The sequence below is a fragment of the Pseudomonas sp. PvP028 genome, from assembly GCF_017832255.1.
GTDB lineage: Bacteria > Pseudomonadota > Gammaproteobacteria > Pseudomonadales > Pseudomonadaceae > Aquipseudomonas > Aquipseudomonas syringae.
Genome location: NZ_JAFIBL010000001.1, coordinates 560,099 through 586,946, shown reverse-complemented (window position 1 = coordinate 586,946; position 26,848 = coordinate 560,099). Strand labels below are relative to the sequence as shown.

At 55.2% G+C, this 26,848-nt stretch carries 23 protein-coding genes, 4 tRNA genes and 4 pseudogenes; 20 read left to right on the top strand and 11 right to left on the bottom strand.

The features are described from left to right. Nucleotides 1-2: 2 nt before the first annotated feature. Nucleotides 3-503 carry a GspH/FimT family pseudopilin gene (locus JOE34_RS02720; RefSeq protein WP_003318784.1) on the bottom strand — a complete coding sequence of 167 codons (501 nt, stop codon included), beginning with the start codon at nucleotides 501-503 and terminating at the stop codon, nucleotides 3-5. Nucleotides 504-634: 131 nt separating this feature from the next. Between JOE34_RS02720 and JOE34_RS02715 the strand changes: the two genes are divergently transcribed. Genes JOE34_RS02715 through thiO form a run of 7 tightly spaced genes read left to right on the top strand, consistent with a single transcriptional unit; the run spans nucleotide 635 to nucleotide 7,577 of the window. Then, entirely contained in the window at nucleotides 635-1,108 is a 474-nt protein-coding gene (locus JOE34_RS02715) for a GspH/FimT family pseudopilin (RefSeq protein ID WP_003344589.1), read from the top strand. Beyond that, a complete protein-coding gene (gene pilV / locus JOE34_RS02710) occupies nucleotides 1,108-1,623 on the top strand; it encodes a type IV pilus modification protein PilV (RefSeq protein WP_116817612.1) in 516 nt (171 codons plus the stop codon). Before JOE34_RS02715 ends, pilV begins: the two co-directional genes overlap by 1 nt. After that, entirely contained in the window at nucleotides 1,620-2,327 is a 708-nt protein-coding gene (locus JOE34_RS02705; protein WP_003392826.1) for a prepilin-type N-terminal cleavage/methylation domain-containing protein, read from the top strand. Before pilV ends, JOE34_RS02705 begins: the two co-directional genes overlap by 4 nt. Nucleotides 2,328-2,338: 11 nt before the next feature. Beyond that, nucleotides 2,339-2,839 carry a PilX N-terminal domain-containing pilus assembly protein gene (locus tag JOE34_RS02700; protein WP_003392823.1) on the top strand — a complete coding sequence of 167 codons (501 nt, stop codon included), beginning with the start codon at nucleotides 2,339-2,341 and terminating at the stop codon, nucleotides 2,837-2,839. Then, nucleotides 2,826-6,029 (top strand): PilC/PilY family type IV pilus protein, encoded by a 3,204-nt coding sequence (locus JOE34_RS02695; RefSeq protein WP_024664669.1) that lies wholly within the window; start codon nucleotides 2,826-2,828, stop codon nucleotides 6,027-6,029. Before JOE34_RS02700 ends, JOE34_RS02695 begins: the two co-directional genes overlap by 14 nt. Nucleotides 6,030-6,040: 11 nt before the next feature. Continuing rightward, nucleotides 6,041-6,448 carry a type IV pilin protein gene (locus tag JOE34_RS02690; RefSeq protein ID WP_003392819.1) on the top strand — a complete coding sequence of 136 codons (408 nt, stop codon included), beginning with the start codon at nucleotides 6,041-6,043 and terminating at the stop codon, nucleotides 6,446-6,448. 25 nt (nucleotides 6,449-6,473) lie between these two features. Beyond that, nucleotides 6,474-7,577, top strand: a complete 1,104-nt coding sequence (gene thiO / locus JOE34_RS02685) for a glycine oxidase ThiO (RefSeq protein ID WP_024664668.1) — start codon at nucleotides 6,474-6,476, stop codon at nucleotides 7,575-7,577. Between the two features lie 126 nt (nucleotides 7,578-7,703). On the opposite strand, the gene JOE34_RS02680 is transcribed toward thiO, so the two are convergent. From JOE34_RS02680 to JOE34_RS02665, 4 genes are all read right to left on the bottom strand, one after another. Continuing rightward, complete coding sequence (locus JOE34_RS02680; protein WP_003344575.1) at nucleotides 7,704-9,041, bottom strand: sigma-54 dependent transcriptional regulator; 1,338 nt, start codon at nucleotides 9,039-9,041, stop codon at nucleotides 7,704-7,706. A gap of 2 nt (nucleotides 9,042-9,043) precedes the next feature. Continuing rightward, nucleotides 9,044-10,636: an ATP-binding protein gene (locus JOE34_RS02675; protein WP_016567133.1), complete on the bottom strand. Its 1,593-nt coding sequence runs from the start codon at nucleotides 10,634-10,636 to the stop codon at nucleotides 9,044-9,046. Beyond that, on the bottom strand, nucleotides 10,626-10,865 hold the full coding sequence (locus JOE34_RS02670; RefSeq protein ID WP_011266590.1) for a PP0621 family protein: 240 nt from the start codon (nucleotides 10,863-10,865) through the stop codon (nucleotides 10,626-10,628). Before JOE34_RS02670 ends, JOE34_RS02675 begins: the two co-directional genes overlap by 11 nt. Before the next feature lie 119 nt (nucleotides 10,866-10,984). After that, nucleotides 10,985-12,007: an outer membrane protein assembly factor BamD gene (locus JOE34_RS02665; protein ID WP_003344571.1), complete on the bottom strand. Its 1,023-nt coding sequence runs from the start codon at nucleotides 12,005-12,007 to the stop codon at nucleotides 10,985-10,987. Between the two features lie 149 nt (nucleotides 12,008-12,156). Between JOE34_RS02665 and rluD the strand changes: the two genes are divergently transcribed. The 7 genes from rluD (at nucleotide 12,157) to JOE34_RS02630 (ending at nucleotide 17,309) form a co-directional block, all read left to right on the top strand. Next, nucleotides 12,157-13,119, top strand: coding sequence for a 23S rRNA pseudouridine(1911/1915/1917) synthase RluD (gene rluD, locus JOE34_RS02660; RefSeq protein ID WP_002551999.1), 963 nt, complete (start codon nucleotides 12,157-12,159; stop codon nucleotides 13,117-13,119). Further along, nucleotides 13,116-13,844, top strand: coding sequence for a peptidoglycan editing factor PgeF (gene pgeF, locus JOE34_RS02655; protein WP_122220589.1), 729 nt, complete (start codon nucleotides 13,116-13,118; stop codon nucleotides 13,842-13,844). The genes rluD and pgeF overlap by 4 nt, the downstream gene beginning before the upstream one ends. Before the next feature lie 171 nt (nucleotides 13,845-14,015). After that, the gene (gene clpB, locus JOE34_RS02650) at nucleotides 14,016-16,580 is read left to right on the top strand and encodes an ATP-dependent chaperone ClpB (RefSeq protein WP_024664665.1); all 2,565 of its coding nucleotides are present in this window, start codon (nucleotides 14,016-14,018) and stop codon (nucleotides 16,578-16,580) included. Between the two features lie 294 nt (nucleotides 16,581-16,874). Further along, nucleotides 16,875-16,950: transfer RNA gene (locus JOE34_RS02645), tRNA-Asn, on the top strand. Nucleotides 16,951-16,979: 29 nt separating this feature from the next. After that, nucleotides 16,980-17,056, top strand: a tRNA-Pro gene (locus JOE34_RS02640). 5 nt (nucleotides 17,057-17,061) lie between these two features. Then, nucleotides 17,062-17,137: transfer RNA gene (locus tag JOE34_RS02635), tRNA-Lys, on the top strand. A 95-nt stretch (nucleotides 17,138-17,232) separates the two neighbouring features. Beyond that, nucleotides 17,233-17,309, top strand: a tRNA-Pro gene (locus tag JOE34_RS02630). Nucleotides 17,310-17,636: 327 nt separating this feature from the next. On the opposite strand, the gene JOE34_RS25760 is transcribed toward JOE34_RS02630, so the two are convergent. The 6 genes and pseudogenes from JOE34_RS25760 to JOE34_RS02605 all read right to left on the bottom strand — a co-directional run. After that, the gene (locus tag JOE34_RS25760) at nucleotides 17,637-18,401 is read right to left on the bottom strand and encodes a tyrosine-type recombinase/integrase (RefSeq protein ID WP_264692893.1); all 765 of its coding nucleotides are present in this window, start codon (nucleotides 18,399-18,401) and stop codon (nucleotides 17,637-17,639) included. Next, a pseudogene (locus JOE34_RS02625) lies at nucleotides 18,390-19,790 on the bottom strand (conjugative transfer ATPase); the annotation flags it as partial. The pseudogene JOE34_RS02625 and the gene JOE34_RS25760, both read right to left, overlap by 12 nt. 15 nt (nucleotides 19,791-19,805) lie before the next feature. Beyond that, nucleotides 19,806-20,174, bottom strand: coding sequence for a TIGR03745 family integrating conjugative element membrane protein (locus JOE34_RS02620; RefSeq protein WP_003392802.1), 369 nt, complete (start codon nucleotides 20,172-20,174; stop codon nucleotides 19,806-19,808). A 19-nt stretch (nucleotides 20,175-20,193) separates the two neighbouring features. Continuing rightward, nucleotides 20,194-20,286 (bottom strand): annotated as a pseudogene (locus tag JOE34_RS02615) (TIGR03758 family integrating conjugative element protein); the annotation flags it as partial. Next, nucleotides 20,282-20,773: pseudogene (locus JOE34_RS02610) on the bottom strand (TraM recognition domain-containing protein); the annotation flags it as partial. The pseudogenes JOE34_RS02615 and JOE34_RS02610, both read right to left, overlap by 5 nt. 14 nt (nucleotides 20,774-20,787) lie before the next feature. Then, nucleotides 20,788-21,225 (bottom strand): annotated as a pseudogene (locus JOE34_RS02605) (hypothetical protein); the annotation flags it as partial. Between the two features lie 462 nt (nucleotides 21,226-21,687). Between JOE34_RS02605 and JOE34_RS02600 the strand changes: the two are divergent. The 6 genes from JOE34_RS02600 to JOE34_RS02575 are packed head-to-tail and all read left to right on the top strand — an operon-like array spanning nucleotide 21,688 to nucleotide 26,750. Continuing rightward, nucleotides 21,688-22,437, top strand: a complete 750-nt coding sequence (locus JOE34_RS02600) for a hypothetical protein (protein WP_003392791.1) — start codon at nucleotides 21,688-21,690, stop codon at nucleotides 22,435-22,437. Between the two features lie 6 nt (nucleotides 22,438-22,443). Continuing rightward, nucleotides 22,444-22,932: a VOC family protein gene (locus JOE34_RS02595; protein WP_003392788.1), complete on the top strand. Its 489-nt coding sequence runs from the start codon at nucleotides 22,444-22,446 to the stop codon at nucleotides 22,930-22,932. Continuing rightward, entirely contained in the window at nucleotides 22,905-23,363 is a 459-nt protein-coding gene (locus tag JOE34_RS02590; RefSeq protein WP_003392787.1) for a DUF3291 domain-containing protein, read from the top strand. The genes JOE34_RS02595 and JOE34_RS02590 overlap by 28 nt, the downstream gene beginning before the upstream one ends. Beyond that, nucleotides 23,363-24,241: an iron-containing redox enzyme family protein gene (locus JOE34_RS02585; RefSeq protein ID WP_122220603.1), complete on the top strand. Its 879-nt coding sequence runs from the start codon at nucleotides 23,363-23,365 to the stop codon at nucleotides 24,239-24,241. The genes JOE34_RS02590 and JOE34_RS02585 overlap by 1 nt, the downstream gene beginning before the upstream one ends. Then, nucleotides 24,238-25,470 carry an ATP-grasp domain-containing protein gene (locus tag JOE34_RS02580; protein ID WP_024665703.1) on the top strand — a complete coding sequence of 411 codons (1,233 nt, stop codon included), beginning with the start codon at nucleotides 24,238-24,240 and terminating at the stop codon, nucleotides 25,468-25,470. Before JOE34_RS02585 ends, JOE34_RS02580 begins: the two co-directional genes overlap by 4 nt. Before the next feature lie 38 nt (nucleotides 25,471-25,508). After that, entirely contained in the window at nucleotides 25,509-26,750 is a 1,242-nt protein-coding gene (locus JOE34_RS02575; protein ID WP_010405930.1) for a cation:proton antiporter, read from the top strand. The last annotated feature ends 98 nt before the right edge of the window (nucleotides 26,751-26,848 follow it).

Genomic DNA, 26,848 nt, shown 5'->3' with positions numbered 1-26,848 from the left:
ATTCAGCCACACAGCGCTGCATCGATTTTGGTGTCCTCGACCCTCACGCGCCCGGCCGGTGCGACTATCACTCGATAGTTGCTCACCGGCTGATCTGCGGCACATACGTGCAACGTCCTGGCGGTCCTGCGCCGCAACGTGCCCAAACCATTGAAACTGATCTCCTCCACACGCTTGCGGTTATCGACCACTCGCGCTGTGCCGCTATTGGCGCGTTCTATCAGCACCGGATCGTTTTCGTCGGGACCTTTGCCATCCGCGTCGAGTATGATCCGCCAGCCGTTGCTCCAGTCGTTCTCGATGGCATGAAGCGTAACGATCTGATTGCGTGTGATTGCGGCCGCTCTCGCCGAGCGAATGCCGCTGGCCAGCTCCCGGGCGGTTGCAAGGCCGCGGCTGGAATCGATGAGTTCCTTGAAAGAAGGGGTTGCTACGTTAGCCAGGATGGCCACCAGTGCAACGACGATCAATAATTCGATCAGTGTGAATCCTGCATGCTTCATATGCTTTCCTCCCTGGAAACCGCCGTTTCAACACACTGCGGGCGTTCGTCGTCGCAAAACAACCGTACGTCCCGCTATGGATTTTCCAGCGGCGTTGCTGCCTTATAGTCGTAACGTCTAGGAGACACTCAATGCGTCATATAGCCAAGGGATTCAGCCTGATCGAATTGTTAGTCACTGTGTCCCTGGTGGGCATCCTGGCGGCTATCGCTATCCCGAATTTCACCAGCTCCATCCAGAGCAACAAGGCCGATACCGAGCTCAGCGATTTGCAGCGGGCGCTCAACTATGCGCGACTCGAGGCGATAAACAGGGGAGTGGCGGTGCGTATAGCGCCGACCAGCGGGACGGCATGGACCAACGAATTGCAGGTGTATCTGGTTTCCGATACTCAGGCGACACCCACGGCGTTGCGAAAAGTAGCGGCCATGAGCAGCGGCGCCACGCTGGTGGCCGATAACAATGCCACGGCAATTGATTTCAACAACCTGGGCGCGCTCATCGCCCCGGCTGCGGCGGTGACCATGACCTACACCCGAGGCACTATTATCAAGACCATAAAGGTCTGTCTGACCGGTCGGATCACCCTGGGTGGAGGCTGCTGATGGCTGGTGAAACCCGATATCGCCAGACCGGCATGACCTTGATCGAGGTGCTGGTCTCGGTATTGATTCTGGCCATCGGCCTGCTGGGCGCTGCGGCCATTCAGCTCAACGCGCTCAAGTACACCGACAGCTCGGCGATGACCAGCCAGGCGAGCTTCATTGCCTACGACATGATGGATCGTATCCGCGCCAATGTTGATGGTAATGCCAGTGCCAATGGGTCGACCAATGTACTGGCGACTTATGCCTTGGCGAATCTGGATGCGGCACCTGCGGCCAACCCGAACGATGCCAGAGCGCAGGATCTGTCTGATTTCAGAAGCAACATCATCAACTTTGCAGGCCAGAGCGGCACGGGCAGCATCACTGTCAGTAATGCTCCGGAAGTAACCATCACCATTGGCTGGAGCGATAACCGCGCTGCGGGTGCGAGTAATCAGGCAACAGGAAGTCCTGCGGCAACTCCGGTACCTCGGAGCTTTCAACTGGTCTCCCGGATCGGGGTCAACCCATGAGAAAGCTTTCCAGAGGCTTCGGCCTGGTCGAAATCATGGTGGCGCTGGTCCTGGGGCTGGTGGTCAGCCTAGGTATCGTGCAGATATTCACGGCGGCCAGAGGCACCTACCAAAGCCAGAATGCCGCAGCGCGGATGCAGGAGGATGCGCGTTTCCTGCTGAGCAAGCTGATGCAGGAAATCAGGATGACCGGCATGTATGGCTGCCTGAGCTTCAGTAACTACACGCCTGTATCTCCTGCTATCCCGTGGCCGATCGCACTGGATACTCCAATTCTCTGGGATAATCCGAGCAGGACGCTGACGCTGGTGACCGCCGACGTGGGTACCACAGGCAGTTCGCCCACCTGGACCATTGTTTCAAACTGTCAGACTACGACACAGCTCTACGCCAATGCTCGAACGCCGGCTACGGGGGAGACGGCCTTTCCGTTGCGGCAGTTGGTCTACACGCTCAGCGGAACAGACTTGACCATAAAATATGGCACGGACGGCACTCCGCAGCCGCTGTTGCAGAACGTCGCGGACTTCAGTGTTTCTTTCGGCATGACGGGTAATCCGATGTCCTATACCACGGCTGTTACCAAGGCCAACGCCGACGCTGTACGCAGTGTGCGTATCAGCCTGACGCTGCAGGATGGACAGAACGGCATCGTCAAGCCTCAGCAGTACAACGTTGTTGCTTACCTGCGTAACCGCTTTTGAACGGGCCTGGCATGAACAAGATCGTGCGATTCAATTCGATACAGACTTTCCCTGCGCGACAGCGCGGCATGGTGTTGCTGGTCAGTCTGGTATTTCTGCTGCTGCTGACGCTGCTGGGTATCTCTTCCATGCAGAACGCTACGCTGCAGGAAAAGATGGCGGGCAGTGTCGTGGTTCGTAATGTGTCGTTTCAGGCAGCCGAGGCACAGTTGCGTCTGGGCGAGTCTAAGATCATGGAGTCCGGGTTTTCAATGGTTCCCTGTACGCCACCGGCTGCCTGCGCCCCGCCGTCGGATTCAACGACCGTAGTCAGGCCGGGATTGGGCACTTCCGGAGTGACCTGGATCGGGACTGCCAATGCGTTGTTCGGCATCCAGAATCTGGGTACAACGCCTACGCCCATAAAACGTCCTGCAAATTGCACGGGCTCGGTAACGATGTATCGGGTAACAGCCATCGCCATTCAAGGCACCTCACGAACAGTGCTGGAGAGTATTTATGCCAACTGCTAAGGCGCTTCGTGGTGGCTTGAAATACCTCTATGGCGCGCTGTTGGCGTTGTATCTGGCAAGCCCCGTTTATGCCTTCACGCCAGCGCAAGTGCCCTTGTTGAGCTCTCCGGCGGTGCCACCGAACCTTATGCTGCTCGTCGATAACTCGGGCAGTATGTACAACATCATCTGGGATTCGGGATTTGATGCCTCGGTCAATCGTCCTAACATCAGCTACTACTCGACTCAGTGTCTCAGTGGCGTAATCACTGTTGTATGCCCGTTCATAACGACGCTTTCGGATGACGATACTCTGTCGGTGGGCGATATTAATGCCTACAGTATTTTCACCCTGTCACTGATGTGTCCATTTGGCGGGCGTCCGGTTTTTCGCAATAACACTCAGTATTGCCTTAACCTGCCCGATCCGGCCGGGAACGGGCTGACGCGATATACCGCTGATTACCTGTCCTACCTCATTGATCTGGTCCCTCCTAATTTCTTTGGTGTACGCGACTACACCAATGGCGTGATCCCCAACGATTACCGAATGAACGTCGCGAAAACCGTGGCGACCAATCTGGTGACCAACAACACCTCGCTCAGAATCGGTCTTGCCACGTTCAATGATCCAAACAATTTTGATTTAGGGCCCGGAGGCAAGATAGCCAGGGTTGTTTCGGACCTGTCGCCGGTAGCGATCAGTACCTATCAACCTACGGGTGTCTCTCAACAGAAGGCTACTCAAAACATCACCGACCTCAAAACAGCTATCAGCAACCTGACGCCGTCAGCCAACACTCCGCTGGCTGAAACTTACTATGAGATCACCCGCTACTTTCGGGGAATGACGCCGTTCTATCAAAGCGGATCGACCTATGTGAGCCCGATCCAGTACCGCTGCCAGAAAAACTACGGTGTCGTTATAACCGATGGCTTGCCGACCTATGACCGGACGTTCCCGACCAACGACCCTGACGATGTTCTGGACACCACTCGCTCGCTACCCAACTGGGATTTGAACGCAGCCAATGACGGTGCCAACCTGTCTGGCGATGGTGAGGGAGATACGCTGTATCTGGACGATCTTGCCAAGTTCGCCTATGACATTGACCTGCGCCGGGATGCCGTGACGACGGGTGGCGATCTGACTGGCAAAAGCTGGGATACCGCAGGTTTCGTGAAACAGAACATGAGTACCTACACCATCGGCTTTACCGCATCGAACCAGATGTTGAACGATGCTGCCAACGATACCCACGGGCACGGCAAATACTTTCAGGCCAACGACAGTTCGGGGCTCAGCTCGGCGCTGGATCTCGCATTGAGCGACATCTACGCCAAGGTCGGCTCTGGCGCAGGCGGCGCGGCAAACTCATCGACGCTTCAGACGGGTACTCAGTTCTACCAGACGCTTTACGATCCTACCGATTGGCACGGCACTATCAAAGCCTTCAATCTGGATCAGATAACAGGTGCCTTGAGCGCGCCTGTCTGGACGACTGACACGGCTATCGTCACTGGCTCGACGCCGCCGGTATTCGAGTCGTGGAGCACGCTTTCCACTCCGACGAAGATTCCCTTGGAGTATGCCAACTTTAGCCCTGCTCAACAGACTGCGCTGAATGCGACGTTGCCAACCAATGCCACCGGGGCAGAGCTTATTGCCTGGGCCAAGGGCACCGCCAATGCGAAGTTTCGGGCACGCCCCCGGCTGCTGGGCGATATCGTCAACTCTTCGCTTGGTATTGCACTCCCTTCACAGAAGACCGCCTCTGACCTGACGGGTGACACCACCTACACCACGTATCTGGCCACAAAGGCAAACAGCATGACCCCCAGCATTCTGGCCAATGCCAATGACGGCTTTTTCAACGTCATCAATACCAGTGATGGTTCAAGACGATACGCATACATGCCATCCACTGCGCTGACTTCGCTGGCTACCATTGCATCGGCCAATTACGGATCCGGCGTACACAAGTTCACCGTGGATGGGCAGATTGCGGTGTTCGATACGCAGTTGTCAGCCGGTTCAGCGTGGCGCACCGTCGCTTATGGCGGTACCGGGTCGGGCGGCAAAGCGTTCTTCGCCATCAAGCTATTCGAGGGTACGAGTAACACCGTCAGCGCGTTATGGGAGGTCAAGGCACCTGACACGTCCAATGCCAACAACAAATTCAACAACCTTGGATACGCCTATTCCAAACCGGATGTTGCGCGGATGGCGGATGGTACCGGGATTGTGGTGGTCGGGAACGGTTACGGCAGTTTTACCGGCAGGGCGTCGCTCTATGTGCTGAATGCCAATACCGGGGCGTTCATTGCCGAGATCCAGACGCCGTTGCTTAACAACGAAACCGATAACGGGCTTTCTTCGGTCAAATTGCGTGTCAACGCTCAAAACGTGGTTCAGGCTGCCTACGCTGGCGACCTGAAAGGTCGGCTCTGGAAGTTCGACATGAGTGGCGCCACCGCCGCCAGCTGGAAAGTGGCTTTTGGCGGCGCGCCTTTGTTCACGGCACCGCGCGGCGCCAACCAACCGATAACGGTTCAGCCTTTTGTGCTCGATCATCCACTTAACGGCAAGATCGTTTATTTCGGAACGGGCAAGTTCATCGAAGTCGCAGACAAGCAGACAACTGCTCTTCAGGATTTTTACGCGATATGGGATGCCGACTCCGGGGCGGGCAGTACCGTCGAGGCGAACCTGCAGGCGCAGGCGGTCAATGGCAGCGTCGTCAGTAACGGAACCACCTATTTCACGTCGACAACCAACGATGTGGACTGGTCAGTCAAGAAAGGCTGGTACATGCCGCTCTCGGCCGTGACGCCCTACCTGGGCGAGCGGATCATTTACCCCGCGCAGACCAGCCATGGGCGGATCATCTTCTCGACAGCCTCCGTGAACTCCGCCGACCCTTGTGAGAGCACCGGCACCGGTCGTGTATTCGAGCTCAATGCCGCGACTGGCAGCATGCTTAACTATCAGGTACTCGATACCAACGGCGATAGCGCTATCAACAGATCAGACCTGCTTGTCGCGGGACTGGGGTACACCGGCATCCCGGTCGTCTCGGCTATTGTCGCGGGTACGAGAGACGGCAACGAGGTGAAGATCGTCAATAACTCCACCGGCGCCCCGCCTGATGGCCTGCCGGAAAAGGGCGGGATTGGCAACCAACGCATCATGTGGCGACAAATCCAATAGGGAAACGAATCATGCGAGCGACATCCAGGGGCTTTACGTTGATCGAACTCATGATCGTCGTGGCGATTGTCGGTATTCTGGCCGCCATCGCGTATCCCAGTTACACCGAGTACGTGAAACGTACTCAGCGTTCGGCGATTGCCAGTCTGCTGTCCGAGCAGACCCAGGCGCTGGAGCGGTTTTATTCACGAACGGCCCCTCAGCCCACTTACATGGGGGCCACCGTGAGCTTAGGCAATACGTACTACAAGATAACGCCAACCCTTAACGCTACCGACTTCACCCTGACAGCTGACCCTATCGGAGGCACGCTGATGGCTGGCGACAAGTGTGGCAGTTTCGTGATCACTAGCACCGGGGCGCGTACCAACACTGGCGCAACCAGCGGTGTCACTGTCAAAGACTGCTGGGGCCGCTAAACCGTTTCCTTGTCACGAGACCAAGATGTCCAAGCAAAAAATAGTCATTGTCGGCGGTGGCGTCATAGGTCTGTTGACCGCCTTCAATCTGGCGTCCGAGCAGGTCAGCGTCGTGCTGCTGGATCGTTCGGGCGTTGGCCAGGAATCTTCCTGGGCGGGCGGCGGGATTGTTTCGCCGCTTTACCCGTGGCGCTACAGCCCGGCGGTCACCGCGCTGGCGCACTGGTCGCAGGACTTCTACCCGCACCTCGCCGAGCGTTTGTTGGCTCAGACCGGTATCGACCCTGAAGTACACAGGACCGGCCTATACTGGCTCGATCTTGATGACGAGCAGCCTGCGCTTGAGTGGGCGGTCCGTGAAAAACGCTCGTTGAACCGCGTGGATATCTCGGCGGTGAATGATGCCGTGCCGGTGCTGGGTGAGGGCTATTCGCGGGCGATCTACATGGCCGATGTGGCCAACGTACGCAATCCCCGCCTGGTCAAATCGCTCAAGGCGGCCTTGCTGGCAATGCCCAATGTCGAGATTCGCGAGCAGTGTGAAGTCAGCGGCTTTACCCGTGAAGGCAGCAGGATTTCGGGTGTGCAGACACCTGCCGGGGATATCACCGGTGATCAGGTGATTCTGGCGGCGGGTGCGTGGAGCGGCGAGTTGCTCAAGACCCTGGGGCTGGAGCTGCCGGTCGAGCCGGTAAAGGGCCAGATGATTCTCTACAAGTGTGCATCGGACTTTCTGTCGAGCATGGTGCTGGCGAAAGGGCGCTACGCTATCCCGCGTCGTGACGGGCATATCCTGATCGGCAGTACTCTTGAGCACGAAGGTTTCGATAAAACCACCACGCAGGCCGCATTGGAAAGTTTGAAGGCATCGGCCGTCGAATTGCTTCCGCCATTGGCCCATGCCGAGCCGGTCGCCCAATGGGCAGGCCTTCGCCCTGGCTCGCCCGAGGGCATCCCCTTTATCGGACCTTTGGAAGGTTTTGACGGCCTGTGGCTCAACTGCGGGCATTACCGCAATGGCCTGGTGTTGGCGCCGGCGTCCTGCCAGTTGATTACTGACCTGCTGTTGGAGCGCGAGCCGATCATCGATCCGGCACCCTACGCGCCGGCGGGGCACCTCGCAGGCTAGTCATCCTGTCGGTCACGCGGAGCGTGGGGCGCGACGATGTTCTCGCGCGCACCTATCGTTCCGCACGCTCTAGTGGAATGCCTTTCGTGACGCTCTGCGTCGCACGGTTTTTGCCGCGCAACGCATTCAATCCAGGCCCAGCTTCTTCAGGCGATAGCGCAGTGACCTGAACGACAAGCTGAGCCTTTCTGCTGCGGCGGTGCGGTTCCAGCGGGTTTCTTCCAGAGCCTGCAGAATGAGCTGGCGTTCGACGCTTTCCAGGTAGTCTTCAAGGTTGTCGATGTCGGCCAGGCTCGGGCCGTCGCTCTCCTGAGGGCTGGCTGACTCTGTCAGGCGCAGGTCGCTGGCGTGGATTTCGTCGTTCTCGCACAGCGTGTAAGCGCGCTCCAGCATGTTTTCCAGTTCGCGCACGTTACCGGGGAAGCGGTAGCTCTTCAGCGTTTCCAGCGCCTGCGCGTTCAGGCGCGCGACGGGTTGTGCGCCGTTCCCGGCAAGGCGCTTGAGCACGCTGGCTGCCAGTTGGTCGATATCCTCACGCCGCTCGCGCAACGAGGGCACGCGTACTTCGATCACGTTCAATCGGTAATACAGATCCTGCCGGAACCGACCTGCCGCGACCTCTGCATTCAGGTTCTTGTGGGTGGCGCACAGAATGCGCACGTCGACGATCTGCTCTTGCTGGCCGCCGACGCTGCGAATGGATTTTTCCTGGATGGCGCGCAGCAGTTTGACCTGCATGGCCAGCGGCAGGTCGGCGACCTCATCGAGAAACAGCGTGCCGGTGTGCGCCGCTTGAAACAGACCGGGCTTGTCTTCGTGGGCACCGCTGAAACTGCCTTTGCGATGACCGAAGAATTCGCTTTCCATGAGTTCGGAAGGGATGGCGCCGCAATTCACCGGGATGAAAGGTTTGTCGATGCGCGGGCCCTGCTCGTGGATCAGACGCGCTACAAGCTCCTTGCCGCTGCCCGACTCGCCGCTGATGTAGATCGGCGCCTGGCTGCGGGCCAGCTTGCCGATCTGATTACGCAAGGTACGCATTGCCAGCGAGTCGCCCAGCAGTCGGTTGTCGATGCTTCGCGTGGGTGGTGCGCCGGGCAGGCTCAGCGCGCTATTGACCAGCTCGCGCAGCCTGCCGAGGTCGACCGGCTTGGTCACAAAATCGAAAGCCCCGGCCTTCAGCGCGTTGATCGCGGTATCCACATTGCCGTGTGCAGTGATCATCGCCACCGGCACGTGGGGGTAGCCGTGCTGTATGTGTTGCACCAGCTCAAGGCCATTACCATCAGGCAGACGCATGTCGGTCAGGCACATGTCGAACGGTTCGCGGGCCAGCCAGTCATGGGCTTCGGCAACGTTACGTGCACTGCGGGTGTCGAGTTTCATGCGTCCCAGCGTGATCTCCAGGAGTTCGCGGATATCCGGCTCATCATCGACTATCAGGATTTTTTGCCGTTGGCTCATGCTCAGCTCGTCTTGAACGGGTGGGCGAAGGTAATGCGCAGGCAGCTGCCACCCGTGGGGCGGGGCGCATATTCCAGATGCGCCTGATTGCTTTCGCACAGTTCACGTGACAGATATAGACCAAGGCCGGTGCCTTTGCTTTCTGTGGTGAAAAACGGTTCGAAGATCTTGCTCAGGTGTTGCTCGCTGACCCCCGGCCCGTCGTCCAGCACTTCCAGCGTAGGCAAATCGCTTCTCGGTTCATTGTGCAGTTTCAGCCAGACCTGCGCTGACGGATGATTCTTGCCGCTGTAGCGCAGGCCGTTCTGCACCAGGTTGGTCATGATTTGCGTCAACTGTCCAGAATCCATGCGGGTTGTCAGCGTGCCGGGGCTGATGTCGACATGAATCGCCTGATTGGGCGCTGTGGAACTGCGAAATTCAGCGACAAAGTGTTCCAGCCAGGTTTTCAGATCGAGCAGTTCGGGTTGCGCTTCGCGTCTGCGCGACAATTGCAGGACATTTTCGATGACCCGATCAATGCGCCCCGACTGCTCATGAATGATCTGCCCCAGGCGTCGATCCGCTGCACTGAGCTCTTCCGATTCATTAAGCAGTTGAGCCGCATGACTGACGGCGCCCAGCGGGTTGCGTATCTCATGGGCAATCCCGGCGGTCAGGCGTCCCAGTGCGGCGAGCTTGAGCTGCTGCGCCTGATGGGCGATCTGCGACAGGTCTTCGAGAAAAACCAGCGTCTGACGCTGATCGCCACGGTTGAGTGTGGCAAAGCTCGGTTGCAGTACCAGCCCGACGGGGGCGGTGGTGATACTGCGCGGCACCATGATCGGATTGACGAGCCACTGGCGCAGGCGTTCAACCAGCTGCGGCGAGCAGGTGTCGATCATCTGGCCGACCAGTTGCTCCTGGCTCAGCAGGTGCAAGGCACTCTGGTTGGCCAGCAGCACCTGGTGATTGGCGTCCAGCACCAGAATGCCGGTACGCATGCGCTGCAAAATGAGTGCGTTGAGTGCTTCGAGGCTGTCGACATCCGCTGCGCGCTGTTCGGCCAGTACCTCGCTGACCTGCATGCGCGCTGTCAGCGCCTGCACCAGCAGGGCGGCGGCGAAGCATAAGGCGCCCAGCGAGCCAGCCTGCACGTAGTCGTTGGAGACCGAGGGTGTGCCGAAGCTGATATAGAACGTCAGGTAGATGATGCCGATGGCCGAAACCGCAGCGATCAACAAGCCGATACGGCCGCGCAGCAACACGTTGCTGATCGCCACCGAGGCAATCAACAGGTTGCCGATACCGCTTGAAGGCCCGCCCGCTGCATAGAACAGCGCGGAGAGCATGATCGCGTCAGTCATCGCCAGGCCGAAAAACTGTGCCTGACGGCTGGGGCGTTCCAGCAGCACGACGACCAGAATGTTGAACACCAGATACAACCAGCAGCCCGAGCGGAACAGGTTCGGGTTGGCCAGTTGCAGCAGCTCGGTTTCCAGGCTGCTGGAAATCAACAACACCAGTACGACGCCGATGGTCAGTCGATAAAGGTGGTACAGCCGCAGAATCCGCTGTGCCTGCGGGCTGACAAGGGACGGTGAATCAGCGGTCACGTGCCGCTGGGCCTTGCAGCCTGTGTGCCTCGCTGCAATACCATTGCTGTGCCTGGCTCAGTGCACGATCCTGTGGCAGATGCACGCCACATTGCGCGCATCGCACCATGGGTGTCGACGCCAATTCAGGCGGCTCGGCGCGGGGTTTCGGCTTGGGCGGATTGATCAGACGCTTGACGAACCAGACCACCGCCGCGATCAACGCGACCCACATAAGTAAGCGAATCATGACTACCAGCTTAGTGATTGACGATGGCGCAGTGTAGCCAAGCCGCGAGCGGGCGCACAGTGGCAAAATTGATGCACAAAAAAAGAGGCCCGAAGGCCTCTTTTTTCATGCGCTCAGGATCAGTCGAACAGACCCAGGGTCATGTAGCTGAACCACGAACGGCTCTTGGTGCCTTTCGCTTCGGCGTCTTTTGCTGCCTGTTCGTCCAGCTCGGCCTGATTCTCCGGCAGCAGCTCTTTCGGAATGGAGTCCTTGGCGTCCTGGTACTGCTTCTTCATGTCCTGATCGGCGCGGGTCTGGCCCGGTGGCAGCGGTGCGCTGCCGTCGATCAGGCCAAGGGTCGCTTTCGACAGCCATGAGCGGTTATCGGCCTCGGCTTCACGCGGGGTGAATTTGCCGTCAGCCAGTTGCGGGTGGTTCGGGTAGTTGGTCTTCAGCACTTCCAGGCTGGTGGCAGCCAGGTCGTCAAGGTGCAGACGCTGATAAGACTCGACCATCACCGCCAGACCGTCGCCGACCGAAGGCGTCTCCTGGAAGTTTTCCACTACATAGCGGCCACGGTTGGCGGCGGCGACGTAGGCCTGACGGGTCAGGTAGTAGTCGGCTACGTGGATTTCGTAGGACGCCAGCAGGTTGCGCAGGTAAATCATGCGCTGCTTGGCGTCAGGCGCATAGCGACTGTTCGGAAAGCGGCTGGTCAGCTGGGCGAACTCGTTGAACGAGTCACGGGCAGCACCCGGGTCACGCTTGGTCTGGTCCAGCGGCAGGAAGCGCGCCAGAAGGCCCACGTCCTGGTCGAAGGAGGTCAGGCCCTTCATGTAATACGCGTAGTCGACGTTCGGGTGCTGAGGATGCAGGCGGATGAAACGCTCGGCAGCGGATTTGGCTGCTTCGGGTTCACCATTTTTGTAGTTCGAGTAGATCAACTCGAGCTGAGCCTGATCGGCGTAGCGACCGAACGGATAGCGAGATTCCAGCGCCTTGAGCTTCTCAGTGGCACTGTTATAGCTGTTATTTCCCAGGTCGGCCTGCGCCTGCTGGTACAGCTCGACTTCGCTGAGGTTTTCGTCGATGACTTCCTTCGACGAACAGGCCGCAGTCAATGCGAGGATGGCGATCAGCAGCAGGTGTTTCACTTGCATGGCGGCTTGCGTCCCTATAACGGCCTGCTGTCTTGGGCGGGGCCGTCCTGTTATGATGAGCGCCCCGCGATACCGGCGGGACAAAAGACGCCGTATTTAACCACAAGCGCGCTGCCGAAACCAAAGGCTAGCCGCCACCTAGTCTGGTCATGTCCGAAAATATAGAACTCCGCGCAGAGGTGCCGTCCGAATTGGGCGGTCAACGCCTCGATCAAGTCGCCGCACAATTATTCGCTGAGCACTCGCGCTCGCGCCTTTCCGCCTGGATCAAGGACGGCCGCCTGACTGTGGACGGAGGCGTTCTTCGCCCTCGCGACATCGTGCACGGTGGCGCTGTTCTCGAGCTGATTGCCGAGCAGGAGGCCCAGGGTGAATGGGTCGCTCAGGACATCGAGCTCGACATCATCTATGAAGACGACCAGATCCTCGTCATCAACAAGCCTGCCGGGCTGGTGGTGCATCCGGCCGCCGGTCATGCCGATGGCACGCTGCTCAACGCCTTGCTGCACCATGTGCCGGACATCATCAATGTTCCGCGTGCCGGCATCGTGCACCGTCTGGACAAGGACACCACCGGTCTGATGGTGGTCGCCAAGACCATTCAGGCGCAGACACAGCTGGTTACCCAGTTGCAGAGTCGCAGCGTCAGCCGTATCTACGAGTGCATCGTGATCGGCGTGGTGACCGCAGGCGGCAAGATCGACGCACCGATCGGCCGTCACGGCCAGCAGCGCCAGCGCATGGCGGTGATGGAAGGCGGCAAGCAGGCGGTCAGTCATTACCGCGTGCTGGAGCGTTTCCGTTCGCACACCCATGTCCGGGTCAAGCTGGAAACCGGGCGTACCCACCAGATTCGCGTGCACATGGCGCACATCAACTATCCGTTGGTCGGCGACCCTGCCTATGGCGGTCGTTTCCGTATTCCGCCAGCCGCCAGCCTGACCATGGTCGATTCGCTCAAGACCTTCCCGCGGCAGGCGTTGCATGCCCGCTTCCTGGAGCTGGATCATCCGACCACCGGTAAGCGCATGAGCTGGGAATCGCCGTTACCGGACGATTTCGTCTGGTTGCTGTCTCTGCTCAAGCAGGATCGCGAGGCGTTCATCGGGTGAATGACTGGCTGATACCTGACTGGCCTGCGCCAGCACAGATCAAGTCCTGCGTTACCACTCGCTCGGGTGGGGTCAGCCTGGCCCCATTCGACAGCTTCAATCTGGGCGATCACGTCGATGACAGCCCGCAGGCCGTGGCGACCAATCGCCAGCGCCTGACCTCCAGTCTCAATGCTCGGCCCGCCTGGTTGAAGCAGGTGCACGGCGTAGACGTCGTACCTGCCGATCCATCCCGCGTTGTTGAAGCCGATGCCAGCTGGACGAGCACGCCTGGCGTGGCCTGCACCATCATGACCGCCGATTGCCTGCCTGCGCTGTTCTGTCGTCGTGACGGTACGCGTGTGGCTGCCGCGCACGCCGGCTGGCGTGGACTGGCGGCCGGGGTGCTGGAAGCGACGGCCAACAGTCTGCAGAGTGCTCCCGAAGACATCATAGTCTGGCTAGGACCGTCTATCGGTCAGCCGTCGTTCGAAGTTGGCCCCGAGGTGCGCGAGGCCTTTACCGCCAGCCACCCGCAGACAGCCGCTGCGTTTGTCGCCAGTTCGAATCCTGATCGTTTCATGGCCGACATCTACGCACTCGCCCGATTACGACTGGCAGCCCAAGGTATCTCTGCCGTGTACGGCGGCGTGCTGGATACCTTCACCGACCCGCGCTTCTTTTCCTACCGCCGCGCCGCGCGCACTGGCCGCTTTGCTTCGCTGATCTGGATCGAACACGCCTGATTGCCGGGCTGTTTTGCACAAGCCAGCTAGGCTTGCCTGAACGCTCATCTGATCTGTATCAAACCCGGCCCGCTTGAAACGCGCAGAATCGTCCGCATCTAACTTGCTATTCAGCAGGTTTTCTTTATAGGTGTGTTCATTGCTCCGGCCTGCATTAAAGGAAGGTGACAAATGCGTATCGACAGATTGACCAGTAAATTACAGTTAGCGTTATCCGATTCCCAGTCGCTGGCCGTTGGCCTCGACCATCCCGCCATCGAACCTGCGCACTTGATGCAGGCGCTGCTTGAGCAGCAGGGCGGTTCCATCAAGCCTCTGCTGTTGCAGGTAGGCTTCGACATCAACAGCCTGCGCAAAGAACTGAGCGCAGAGCTGGACCGCCTGCCAAAAATCCAGAACCCGACCGGCGACGTCAACATGTCGCAGGATCTGGCGCGCCTGCTCAATCAGGCTGACCGTCTGGCGCAGCAGAAAGGCGACCAGTTCATTTCCAGCGAGCTGGTGCTGCTCGCGGCAATGGACGAGAACAGCAAGCTCGGCAAATTGTTGCTGGGGCAGGGCGTCAGCAAGAAGGCCCTGGAAAATGCCATTAACAACCTGCGCGGCGAAGGTGCCGTGAATGACCCGAACGTCGAAGAGTCGCGTCAGGCGCTGGACAAGTACACCGTCGACCTGACCAAGCGTGCCGAAGAGGGCAAGCTCGACCCGGTGATCGGTCGTGATGACGAGATTCGTCGCACCATTCAGGTCCTGCAGCGCCGCACCAAGAACAACCCGGTGCTGATCGGCGAACCTGGCGTGGGTAAGACCGCCATTGCCGAGGGCCTGGCGCAGCGCATCATCAATGGCGAAGTACCCGATGGCCTGCGCGGCAAGCGCTTGCTGTCGCTGGACATGGGCGCGTTGATTGCCGGTGCCAAGTACCGGGGTGAGTTCGAAGAGCGCCTCAAATCGCTGCTCAACGAACTGTCCAAGCAGGAAGGCCAGATCATTCTGTTCATCGACGAGTTGCACACCATGGTTGGTGCCGGCAAGGGCGAAGGCTCGATGGACGCTGGCAACATGCTCAAACCTGCGCTGGCGCGCGGCGAGCTGCATTGTGTGGGGGCTACCACGCTCAACGAGTACCGCCAATATATAGAGAAGGATGCGGCGCTTGAGCGTCGATTCCAGAAAGTCCTGGTCGACGAGCCAAGTGAAGAAGACACCATCGCGATCCTGCGTGGCCTTAAAGAGCGCTACGAAGTGCACCACAAGGTCGCCATCACTGACGGCGCGATCATCGCGGCGGCCAAGCTGAGCCATCGCTATATCACCGACCGCCAGTTGCCGGACAAAGCCATCGACCTGATCGACGAAGCGGCCAGCCGTATTCGCATGGAGATCGACTCCAAGCCTGAAGTGCTCGACCGCCTTGAACGTCGCCTGATCCAGCTGAAAGTAGAAGCTCAGGCCCTCAAGAAGGAAAAGGACGAGGCAGCGATCAAGCGCCTGGAAAAACTTCAGGGCGAAATCGAGCGTCTTGAGCTTGAGTACGCGGATCTTGAAGAAATCTGGACCTCGGAAAAAGCCGAGGTCACCGGCTCGGCACAGATTCAGCAGAAAATCGAACAGTCTCGCCAGGAACTGGAGGCCGCGCGCCGCCGGGGCGATCTGAACCGCATGGCCGAGTTGCAGTACGGGATCATTCCGGACCTGGAGCGCAGCCTGCAAATGGTCGACCAGCACGGTAAGCCGGAAAACCAGTTGCTGCGCAGCAAGGTAACCGAGGAAGAAATTGCCGAGGTCGTGTCGAAGTGGACCGGTATCCCTGTGTCGAAGATGCTCGAAGGCGAGCGCGAGAAGCTGTTGCGCATGGAAACCCTGCTGCACAACCGGGTGATCGGCCAAGAAGAAGCGGTGGTCGCGGTCTCCAATGCCGTGCGTCGTTCGCGTGCCGGGCTTTCCGACCCTAATCGTCCGAGCGGATCGTTCATGTTCCTCGGCCCGACCGGCGTGGGTAAGACTGAGCTGTGCAAGGCGCTGGCCGAGTTCCTGTTCGACACCGAAGAGGCGATGGTGCGTATCGACATGTCCGAGTTCATGGAGAAACATTCCGTGGCTCGCCTGATCGGTGCACCGCCAGGCTACGTTGGTTACGAAGAGGGCGGCTACCTGACCGAAGCCGTGCGTCGCAAACCGTATTCGCTGATTCTGCTCGACGAGGTCGAGAAGGCGCATTCCGATGTATTCAACATCCTCTTGCAGGTGCTTGAAGACGGACGCCTGACTGACAGCCACGGGCGCACGGTGGACTTCCGCAATACCGTGATCGTTATGACTTCCAACCTGGGCTCGGCGCAGATCCAGGAACTGGTCGGTGATCGTGAGGCGCAGCGTGCTGCGGTGATGGACGCAGTCGGTACGCACTTCCGTCCGGAGTTCGTTAACCGGATCGACGAAGTGGTGATCTTCGAACCGCTGGCGCGTGACCAGATCGCCGGTATCACCGACATCCAGTTGGGCCGCCTGCGCAAGCGTCTGGCCGAGCGCGAGCTGTCGATGACCCTGAGCCCCGAGGCGCTGGACAAGCTGATCGCCGTTGGTTACGACCCGGTCTATGGCGCACGGCCGCTGAAGCGGGCGATCCAGCGCTGGATCGAGAACCCGCTGGCGCAGATGATCCTCTCGGGCAGCTTCATGCCTGGCACGACCATCACCGGCAAGGTGGTCGACGACGAGATCACGTTTGTCTGACAGCGCTCGTCACCGCTCTATAGAAGGGCCCTCGAACCGAGGGCCTTTTTTTGAGGCGCGGTCAGCAGTAGAATCAGGCCCGAGAGGCGATCTGAAAAAAAATCGCAAATCATTGTCTTAAAAAGCAATTTATAGGGTTGACAGGTGTTTTTAAAATTGTAGAATAGCGCGCCTCAGAGACGTGAACGCAACGATACAAACGAAGCGGAAAGGTCGATGAGATTGAAATCAACGAGTTAACAGCAAGCTGATTTCAAGGCGACAGGTTGTAAAGTTGAATCTGAAATCGATAGTTCCGCGATAGCTCAGTTGGTAGAGCAAGTGACTGTTAATCACTGGGTCCCTGGTTCGAGTCCAGGTCGTGGAGCCAGATTTCGCAAGGTTCAATGCAGTTTCAGTCGGGGTATAGCGCAGTCCGGTAGCGCGCCTGCTTTGGGAGCAGGATGTCAGGAGTTCGAATCCCCTTACCCCGACCATATTTGGGTCGTTAGCTCAGTTGGTAGAGCAGTTGGCTTTTAACCAATTGGTCGTAGGTTCGAATCCCACACGACCCACCATTTTTGGTTCCAAGGTTCACCTTGGAGCCGAATCTTAAAGATCTGATGCCACTCGTATCAGGTCGCAGGCAGCTGGTTGAGGTGCCTTGATTTACCGGGGTATAGCGCAGTCCGGTAGCGCGCCTGCTTTGGGAGCAGGATGTCAGGAGTTCGAATCCCCTTACCCCGACCAAACACTGTTGTGGCTGTATCTTTAGGACCTTGATGGGTGTTCATGTCTCAGTTTGAGGCAGGCTTTACCGTATGAGGGGTCTTATACCCAAACAAGCAGCCGTCTGTCGCGAAACATAGCGCCAGCAAGCTGTGATGTCAAATTGGAGCGCCCCGTACCGAGCGAAAGCTTGTGTACGGGGCGTTTTTTTTGGCAAAAAATGCTGTGCTGCGCGTGTATCGGCCCATATGAGGCAGTCATTAGGCCCGATAACTAAATAATCAGCATCGCGATGCATCTGCTGATAATGGCAGATTGAGTATTTTTACAAATATCCAACGCAAGTGATCAGCCTGACCTGCCGATCCATCCGGCCAATTCCAGCATTTCAGGGCGTAGATGCCGAGCATCCTGGCTTGGGACAGGTCTTTCCTCGATCACTGGTTCAGCACCAGTTCCTCCGCCGGCAATGTTGTTCTGTACCCACCTGGTGAGTTCCCCCAAGCTTCTCAACAGATCTTCTGGACTGGAGCAGCCTAACGGTAGCTGGCTGACTGCGGTGTCGCGGTCACTAGTGGGTGAGGGCGTCTCGTCGCGGTTCGCTGTCCTGGTATCTGGAGCAGTTGATGGGCACATGGTCGAGATCGGTGTAGGCAGTGCGCGGGGCCTGGCCAAGGCCTGGCCAGCTGAGCTTTCGGCTTCTGCAGTGGTTTCGCGAGTCTTAGTCGACGCAGTCAAGTCCTTAACTGGAGCAGATATTGATCGGTGTCTATCAGCACGCAGCGTCGCATCCGGTTTTGCCATGTAGCTGATTTTGGCCGGCCGCTTTCCTCGTTCATTCATCACCTCCCGCATCATGTCGTAGTCGGGTTCGATGTAATCCATCGTGGTAGCTATATTCGAGTGGTTCAGCAATTTCTTGGTCAGATAGATGTTGCGCTCCGGTAGCGTCATTAGTTCACTGGCGATCGTGTGTCGGAAGCGGTGAGGCGTCATCCGTATACCGGTCATCGCAGTGAGTTTTTTATACATCGCCTCGACTTGGTTGGAGTTCATCTCATTGCGGCGGTAGTGGCCTGAAAATCTGTTTACGTTGAACAACTGGTCTGTCACGTTGACCAGCGGTCGGCCCTTGTACTGATCACGTTCCGCAATGTTGTTAACGGTGTTGATCAGCGAGATGTAAGCGATCGACAGCTGGGCGTTGTAACCCTCACGTGCGTAGGTGGCCAGGTCGACAATGGTCAGATCTGCTTCAGGCCAAGGCGTACCGGTACGGTTGAACATCTCTCCGTCGGCGCCCATGCAGAACATGTCCATGGCTTCGGCCATTTCAAGCATGCGGTTGCGTCTGCCCTCTGGGATGGAGGTATCTTCGCCGGCCGTGCGCAACGCGTTCCGGACATCTTCAGTCAGGACGGTGCGATCGGCGTCGGAACAAACTCTGGCCGCTGCAAGGATGCAGTGTCGGATTACGCTGGGGTCCGCCCGGGTAAGCCGGGCTTCCTCTTTTTCTTCACCGCCGGTGATCATCAAGCGGGCTACGATTTCCATCTCGCCGAGAACATCCCGTTCATCATTGTCTTCATCGGCCTTGGCATTGATATGCTCGTCAGAGCTTTCTAGGTCATCAGCGTCCAAGGTCTTGACCTGGCTCGGGGTGTTTACCAATCGAATAGCGTCGGCGAACGGAGCCAGGCTAACGCCCGAGTTCGGGGCCAGCTTGATCCTGTTGACTGTCAAGCCAAGTTTTTTCGCGAAATCCCCTAAGAGGCCGAAACTGTTACCCGCCTCGACGATGAACAGGCGCGGTGCGTAAACCGCAATGAGCTGGTTGAGCAGGTTATTCAACGTGGCGGACTTACCTGCACCTGTGGGGCCGAACAGAAACATGTGGGCATTCATCTGACGATCCAGCTTGTTGAATGGATCAAATGTCAGTGGAGCCCCACCACGGTTGAATAGCGTGATACCAGGATGCCCAGTACCACTGGAGCGACCCCACACCGGGCACAGGTTTGCAACATGCTGGGCGAGCATCATCTGCACGTACCAGTCCATGGATCGCTTTTGATTGACGTCGAAATTCCCGGGAAGCCAACGCAGGTAGCTGTTGAGCGGGGCCACCTCGTCGTCAGATGCGACGGGTTCCATACCGGCACCCAGCAATGCGTTGGTCAACTGCATGCTGCGCGCGGTGAGCTGTGCTTCGTCATTTCCCTTGAGGTAAAAGGCGATGCTGCCTCGGTACAGCTTGTGCTCACGACCGATCAGTTTCCTGGCATCGTTTACCGCTTCGCGGGTCAGTAGTGAAGCCTGGTTGTCACCCACCGACTTGCGTGCCAGCTTTTCAAGATGAGCCTCCAGCACGTCTTGAGGTGTGATGACCAGGGTGATGGCCAACACAGTGTCCTCAGGCAACTTGTCGAACAGGGCATGCAAGGCATCACCGCCTTTACGTGTTTCGCCAGTCAGGTGGCCGGTCTTCGGGGCTTCGCGCATGGAAGCCTCTAGGACTCAAAGAATGTTGGTAGCGGTGGTGACCAGGTAGATCGTGACGCCGATCAAGCAAACACCGACTACCGCGGTACTGCCCAGGTCAGCCCATTTGGCCTTGCCCATGTGGATCTCGTGGTAGACGCCCAGCGCATGTCGCCCCACCAAAATGATGCCGAACGCGCACATGCATAGACCCAGCAGCGTGAAGCCGTCGAAGGCATAGTTTTGGAAGGTCTGCAGGAAGCTGGTCCCAGTGCCGCGTGTGGGTGCTTGTGCACCCGGTAGAGCCGCGAAACTAGTGCCAGGTGTGGCAGCCGTCAGCAGCACCGAAAAAGGCCGGCGTTTCAAAAAAGCACGTGCCTGAGTGAACAGTGAATACAGCGTCATCTTTATCTCCTTGGAAAAATCAACTCAACAGCATGAAAGTCATAATCATGAACAGCACGGCCCAACGAGCGGCAGAAGCGGCAGCAGCCGATCTGTCGAGGTTTCGGGTTGCCGCCTTCCATGAGCGCAAAGCATTGGCCCTTGGGCAGGCCGACGACATGGGCTGGCTCAATCATTGGCACGCTGACCTGCTGCACCTGGTCATGACTGGATGATGTGAACGCGGTATTGCCCGTTGCACTGTCATTCGCCGAGCTGGCCGGGGTGGATGTGAAAACCTGAACCTTAGGCAACTGGTTTGTCAGCAGCTCGGCGGTGGACGTTTCGCGGACGCGCAGCATGAACACGTTGTTGAAGTTACCGATCACCTGGCCAGCCTTGGCCTTGTTGCCGATCTTCGCTTCGATATCGCTCATTGTCTGGGTGTAGGCAGTCACCTGCATGCCGGCACCACCACCCTTGTTGATCATCGGAATGAATTCCTCACCCATCAGCTCGTTGAACTCATCGGCATGGAGGTTGATAGGCACTTTGGTGCCAGGGACGCCGCCCGGTAGTCCGTCGTCGACACCGAACTTGTAGATATGGCCAGCGACCGAGCCTTCGGCTTGGCCGCAGCAGTGACTTGAGCAGATGCGGCTTTAGTTGCACGCAGGTCCTGGAGTTTCACCTGCAGCTCCTCGATCCGAGCGCCCATGACGACAACCTCTTGCATCGAGGCCGCCTGCTGAGTTGCGTCCTGAGACGCCTCCTGCACCTGCTTGACGAGAGCTTGAACAGCATCGATTCGGTTGGAGAGTGCCTGCTGGCCGGCTCTGAAATCATCGATGGTCACGGACTTCAACTGGCTAGCGGCATCGAGCCTGTCATCCACGCCGTTGATGCGTCGGGTGATTGCGTTAACGGTTTCCAGGTTCGCAGCGGACTCAAAGCCGGCCTTGAGGTGGAAAATCTGCCACTGCTGGTGGACCAACATGCCGATCAGCACGATCAGGGTCAGTACTTGCAGGATGGCAGCGCGGGAAAGAGAAGGGCGCAGTGGCAGCTTCATGGAGGACCTCACTCAAGATGTGAGGCACGTTCGCAAAAAGCGTGATCGGAAGCAGTAGGAAACCCTTTTTCTGTCGGAATGGGTTTTAGATTAGCGGATTTAAACCAGCTTTCGCGGCTTACAGAGTGGCTAAGAGGAACCCTGTGTAGGACAACGGGATAAGGCTTTATTTGGTTTAGATATGGCAATGAGAAGTAAACCACGCAGGATGCTTTGAAGTTGTATTGCCGCGTTGTGCCAATCGGTGTACTGAAAAACATTGGTTGCCTTGACTCTTTAGGTCGAGAAATGACGCCTTTCTAATAAAAACTAGGAGTTGAAAAAATACGCCAGGTGAAATGTGGAGTAGAGGCATTACTACCTGCGCGGTCGCATAATACGACCCGTGGTGCTATTTATTTAAAAAACGGTTCAGCTTAGGATCCAATCTCACCTCAAAACCAATATTGGAAGAAAATGAGAATGGAAAATAATTGCGAAACTAACTCATCCAAGCAATCGAACGTCGATGTCTTGGATACCATTCCGCATCAAGGGCGAGATTTTTTTTGGGAGCGGCATCAGTTTGCTCGTCACGGATATTTGAAAATCAACCACCTGATGGATGCAGGTGTGCGAGATAATATTATGGCCGAAGTAAAGTATTTGTTGGCCAATCATGCAAAACGCCGAGACATGTTGATTGAGTCCACAGGTAATACGCCACGATACTTGAGTAATGTTACACGAGATACGATTGCAGAGCACGGTGCCTATATTACAAAAGCTTATGATTCAAATTATCTGAAGGGTCTTGTGGCCCATATTGTAAAAGAAGAAATTATTCCTACACCCTGGATCTGGGACAACTATATTATCAACTCGCAGCACAAAGCGGGTGATACTCATGGGTGGCATTGGGGGGACTACCCGTTCACGATAATCTGGATTGTAGAAGCGCCACGCATCGAAGCAGGTGGACTTCTCGAATGTGTGCCTCACACAGATTGGGATAAGAAAAATCCGCGAATTGAGAACCTCTTAGTAGAGAACAATATTGAGTCGCATTACCATCAAACCGGAGATGTATATCTGCTGAAGACAGATACAACATTGCATCGTGTAAAACCACTAACTGAAGATGTGACAAGAATCATCTTGAATATGGCGTACGAGCGTGCAAAAGACGTGGATCGCTACGTCGAGCATGAAACTTTTGTCTTCAGAGACTGAACCAGAATGTTCGGTTTTAATCGCGGTAAAAAAGTCAGATTCAGTCACACAAACATCGTAAGTGCTGATTGGAAAAGACTATCTAAGTTTTATCGCAATGTATTCGGATGCCACCAGGTAGGTCCTGTGAGAAAGCTTTCAGGCGATGCTGTCTCTGGTGGTACTGGGGTCCCAGACGCGATAATCGAAGGTATACATCTATCACTTCCGGGCTGTGAGGACTCTGGAATTACGTTAGAGATATTCCAATACATGGAAGGAGTTAACAGAGAGGTGGCGTATGCAAATTCACGCGGTATAACCCATCTCGCCTTTGAAGTCGAAGACCTCGTTGATATCTGTGCAAAAGTAGTTAGGAACGGGGGGTGGATGCTTGGCAAGGTAGTCAAGCAAAACGTAAAGGGAGTTGGAGTTTGCGAGTTCCTATATGTTCGAGATCCTGAACGAAATATTATCGAGATACAAAAATGGACCAAGCCAGAAAAAAGAACCTAGCACAGTTTGATTTGGTACATGCACGGTACCCCTTTGACGACCCCAAAATGGTTGGTTTTACTGAGTCGGTAAACTATGTTAATTCACTAGCGGAGTCTCAGCCAGGATTCATCTGGCGAGAAAAATACGAAGACAAGAAGCTGGTACAAGAGTTGTGGGGGGAGGGTTTTGCCTACACTCTTTCATTATGGCAAGACACAGAGTCTCTCAAGTCATTCTTGTATCGTACTCCACATGCAGAGTTTATTCGGAGAGGTAAAGAATGGTTTTTGCCTATAAAGCATCCCAGGGTTGTTCTGTGGTGGGTTCCTGAGGGGCACATACCAACTTTATCAGAGGCACATGAAAGGCTCGAATTACTATATGAACACGGTGCATCTGACTTGGCATTCGACCTCCGTTCTACAGAACCTCCCGCGGTGGCATATTAATGAAAAACACTCAAAGACAGAATCAGCAGCTGCTTGCCGACTATTATCGTAAAAATCTAGGCGATCCAGCAGGCATGGCAGGGCAATCCAAAAGCCTACATGAAATGAGGGCGCGAGCCGAAAGCTATGAGGATAGTTGGAATATTCAAGAGGAAAATCTACTGGGTGATTTCCGTCCTCCTAGAACCAAGGATGAGTTTCTACAATGGTATCTAAGTTGTGAGAAAAAAATAAATGATGACATTGCCTTTTTTGTCGATTTCTTAAAAAACGAGTCGACACTTGAACAGGTGGCTTTCTACATATGTATGGAGGAAATGGTTGACGGATCATTCGATGACCTAATGGCCGTTACCCAACTAGGAATGCCGATTCAATGCAAAATGGTCGCGGGCAATAATTATTGGGACGAAATGGGTAATGGAAATTTCAGTCTAGTTCACTCGACCATGTTTCGACAATCTTCTGACTATATGAGGGTCGTCCTTTCTAACGCAGGGGTCTCAATAGATGTCCCGCCTACAGAGTGCTTGATGAATGGTAACATTCTGCTTATGTGGGCCTCGCGTAGGGAGTACAACGTAAGACTTATAGGCGCTATGGGATTGGTAGAAGGCTCAGCACCAACCCGGTTTGGTGCAACAACTTTCGCGATGGAGCGCCTTGGATTGCCAAAAGATGTAATCGCTTATCACAAAGCTCACATAATGATTGACACCTATCACAGCGAGGCTTGGTACGAGACAGTTTTGAACCACTACTCGTCATGTGGGGAAGAGATTATTAAAGAGCTCTCGATTGGCGTGATGGTTAGGTACAATGTTGCTGTTAGATACTACACCTATATGTACAGTAAGCTTCGGAGTATAGGCTTATGACTAAGGGGGCTATTGTAGTCATAGATCCAGTTAGCTCAGGACGTCGTTATGGTCTAGAAATCCTTCAGAAGGGTTACACATCTGTAGCATTGGTGACTAGAACTAAATTTCCAGGACGACTTCATCGGTTATTCAGTAGTAGCGATTTTCAAGAAGTTATATTCTCGGAAAATCTGATTGATTCAATCGAGAAGCTATCGTTGCAAAACGTTAAAGCTATAGTGCCAGGTTCCGACTCGGCACTAAAGTTTTGCGACACTTTAGCTGAGCACTTAGGGTTGACTGGTAACCCAGTCAGAACGCAGAAAGCGCGGTATAGCAAACTCGAAATGAAGCGAGCGCTCAAGTTGAACAATGTGCCTACTACCGGTGTAGAAGCACTGTCGTTGGACACCGCGCGCAAATCAGACTTGAGTTTCACGCAGTTTCCTGTGGTCGTAAAGCCCACTCAGGGGACTGGAAGTAAGAACGTTAAAGTCTGCCATAATGTTGGAGATATATACCGTGCTCTTTCATTGATTGAGTCAACCAATGAAAGTTTTAATTCGGGCGAAAAAGAGGCGCTGATAGAGCCATATATCGTTGGTAAAGAGTACTGCGTCGCGATTGCTAACTTTGGCAAAGGAAATGACAAGGAGCTTTTGTGTATAGCGGAATATGAAAAAATACAAATAAACAATAATCCAAGTATATACAAGAACATCAGGTCAGTGCGGATTGATGATGATCTTTCCAGCAGGATTTTCGATTACGCGACGCGAGTAAATAAGGCTCTTGAGGCAGATTACGGAATAAATGATATCGAGCTCAAAGTCGATGGTGATGATATTCAGCTGATCGAGCAAAACGGCCGATTACCAGGCGCCGATTTGCCGAGAATGATAGAGCTGTGTACTGGGAGAAATCTTTATCAGGTCAATATCGATATTTACCTTGGTCTAGCCGGAGTGCCTCGTGTGCCGGTAGAGTACAAGAAACACTTCTGTGTTTGCTGTCTTATTAACTTTGAGTCTGGTTTAATCGATCGGATCGAGGGTGTGGCTGAAATTGAAAAGCTATCCTCATTTCAGGATATGAATATTATCGTGAGCGAAGCTGAAATTATTGAGCCTACTCACGATTTTCTATCTACTTGGGGTTTTGTTTTTTTGCTACACGATGATGCTGAAACGTTGATGCAGCATTCTAAGATGGTGCACGAACATATGAAAATTATATACAAGGTTTGAGAAATCACGGTATTACTAGGAATATAAGGGCTTAGCTTATGACACATTGGATGTTATCATTATTTGTTGTGCTTATCACAGCTTTAATCGTGGGGTCGATTGCAGAAAGAGTGGGCCAGAGCCGAGTAATTGGTGAAATCGCATCAGGCCTCCTCCTAGGTGCATCTGTTCTTGGTGGGGTTTCACCTGAGCTCTTCAACTATTTATTCGTCGGATCGCCAGGCCAGCACTTGAAAGAACTAGCCGAACTAGGCGTCATAATTCTGATGTTTGAAGTCGCGTGGCATGCTCCAGCATCTTTAGAGAATATTGCTAAGAAACATGCGCCAATTGTCATCGCTGTAGCTGGCATAGTATTTTCGTTCTCGATCGGATGCGTATTGGCCTACGTTGCGAAACCCGTGATGGCTCCAGAAAAACCTTTTTTCTCTTTTATTCTATTCTGCGGATTAGCGCTATCTATTACTGCGCTTCCGGTTTTGGTAAGAATTATCAGGGAGAATACATTCATCAATAAGTCGTCTGGATCCATTGCTCTAGCTTCTGCTGTCTGTTCGGACATGGTAGCTTGGGCAGGGGTTGCAGTGATTTCTGCTATGTATGCCTCGGGCTACACCTCGACTAAACAAATTACAATTAACGGAATTCTTTTTTTAACGTTCATTGTTACATCTCTTTACGTAGTTAGCCCCATTATTCGTAAATTTAAGTGGTTAGATGGCGACCGATTTCCAGCCTTTGCGCAGATAACTATTGCCTTCAGCTATTGCCTTCTTTGCTCCGAAATCTCTGACTCACTGGGTTTCAACCGTGTCACCGGTGCTATAGTGGCTGGTTATACATTAAGTCGAGTTCCAGGCTTAGAAGGTAATTGGAAAAAAATTGTAGGGGGATTTAGTAGCTTAGCATTGACGCCGGTATTTTTTGCATACTCTGGAATACAAGCCTCATTAAGTCTTAGTGGTAGTCTTGTGGTTTGGCTGCTTCTATTCTTCGTTGGAAGTCTTATTGGTAAGCTTGGAGGGTGTTATTTGGGCGCGCGTATTGTTGGATTGCCCAAATCCACTTCTGTCGAAGTGGGTGTTCTAATGAATACTAAAGGGCTGGTCGAACTCGTGGTGCTAAACATTGGCTTGGAAATTGGTGTCGTTAATCAAGCAACTTACAGCGTGCTTCTGATTCTCGCTCTAGTTTCAACGGGTATGACTATTCCTGTGTTGAATTGGTGGTACAAACGTGCGGGGAAAAGCCAATCAGCTCCTGCTGAAGCTGTTACATAACTTGCAAGCTGTCACCTTGATGCTGTCGATTTGATATGCATGGGAAGGGCAGCATCTGTGCAAAGCCTGTGATTAAATTCCTCGCATAAGAGAGCCTA

Coding starts and splice junctions, on each gene's coding strand:
- JOE34_RS02720 (WP_003318784.1), bottom strand. CDS start 503: ATGAAGCATGCAGGATTCACACTGATCGAATTATTGATCGTCGTTGCA.
- JOE34_RS02715 (WP_003344589.1), top strand. CDS start 635: ATGCGTCATATAGCCAAGGGATTCAGCCTGATCGAATTGTTAGTCACT.
- pilV (WP_116817612.1), top strand. CDS start 1,108: ATGGCTGGTGAAACCCGATATCGCCAGACCGGCATGACCTTGATCGAG.
- JOE34_RS02705 (WP_003392826.1), top strand. CDS start 1,620: ATGAGAAAGCTTTCCAGAGGCTTCGGCCTGGTCGAAATCATGGTGGCG.
- JOE34_RS02700 (WP_003392823.1), top strand. CDS start 2,339: ATGAACAAGATCGTGCGATTCAATTCGATACAGACTTTCCCTGCGCGA.
- JOE34_RS02695 (WP_024664669.1), top strand. CDS start 2,826: ATGCCAACTGCTAAGGCGCTTCGTGGTGGCTTGAAATACCTCTATGGC.
- JOE34_RS02690 (WP_003392819.1), top strand. CDS start 6,041: ATGCGAGCGACATCCAGGGGCTTTACGTTGATCGAACTCATGATCGTC.
- thiO (WP_024664668.1), top strand. CDS start 6,474: ATGTCCAAGCAAAAAATAGTCATTGTCGGCGGTGGCGTCATAGGTCTG.
- JOE34_RS02680 (WP_003344575.1), bottom strand. CDS start 9,041: ATGAGCCAACGGCAAAAAATCCTGATAGTCGATGATGAGCCGGATATC.
- JOE34_RS02670 (WP_011266590.1), bottom strand. CDS start 10,865: ATGATTCGCTTACTTATGTGGGTCGCGTTGATCGCGGCGGTGGTCTGG.
- JOE34_RS02665 (WP_003344571.1), bottom strand. CDS start 12,007: ATGCAAGTGAAACACCTGCTGCTGATCGCCATCCTCGCATTGACTGCG.
- rluD (WP_002551999.1), top strand. CDS start 12,157: ATGTCCGAAAATATAGAACTCCGCGCAGAGGTGCCGTCCGAATTGGGC.
- clpB (WP_024664665.1), top strand. CDS start 14,016: ATGCGTATCGACAGATTGACCAGTAAATTACAGTTAGCGTTATCCGAT.
- JOE34_RS02620 (WP_003392802.1), bottom strand. CDS start 20,174: ATGACGCTGTATTCACTGTTCACTCAGGCACGTGCTTTTTTGAAACGC.
- JOE34_RS02600 (WP_003392791.1), top strand. CDS start 21,688: ATGGAAAATAATTGCGAAACTAACTCATCCAAGCAATCGAACGTCGAT.
- JOE34_RS02595 (WP_003392788.1), top strand. CDS start 22,444: ATGTTCGGTTTTAATCGCGGTAAAAAAGTCAGATTCAGTCACACAAAC.
- JOE34_RS02590 (WP_003392787.1), top strand. CDS start 22,905: ATGGACCAAGCCAGAAAAAAGAACCTAGCACAGTTTGATTTGGTACAT.
- JOE34_RS02585 (WP_122220603.1), top strand. CDS start 23,363: ATGAAAAACACTCAAAGACAGAATCAGCAGCTGCTTGCCGACTATTAT.
- JOE34_RS02580 (WP_024665703.1), top strand. CDS start 24,238: ATGACTAAGGGGGCTATTGTAGTCATAGATCCAGTTAGCTCAGGACGT.
- JOE34_RS02575 (WP_010405930.1), top strand. CDS start 25,509: ATGACACATTGGATGTTATCATTATTTGTTGTGCTTATCACAGCTTTA.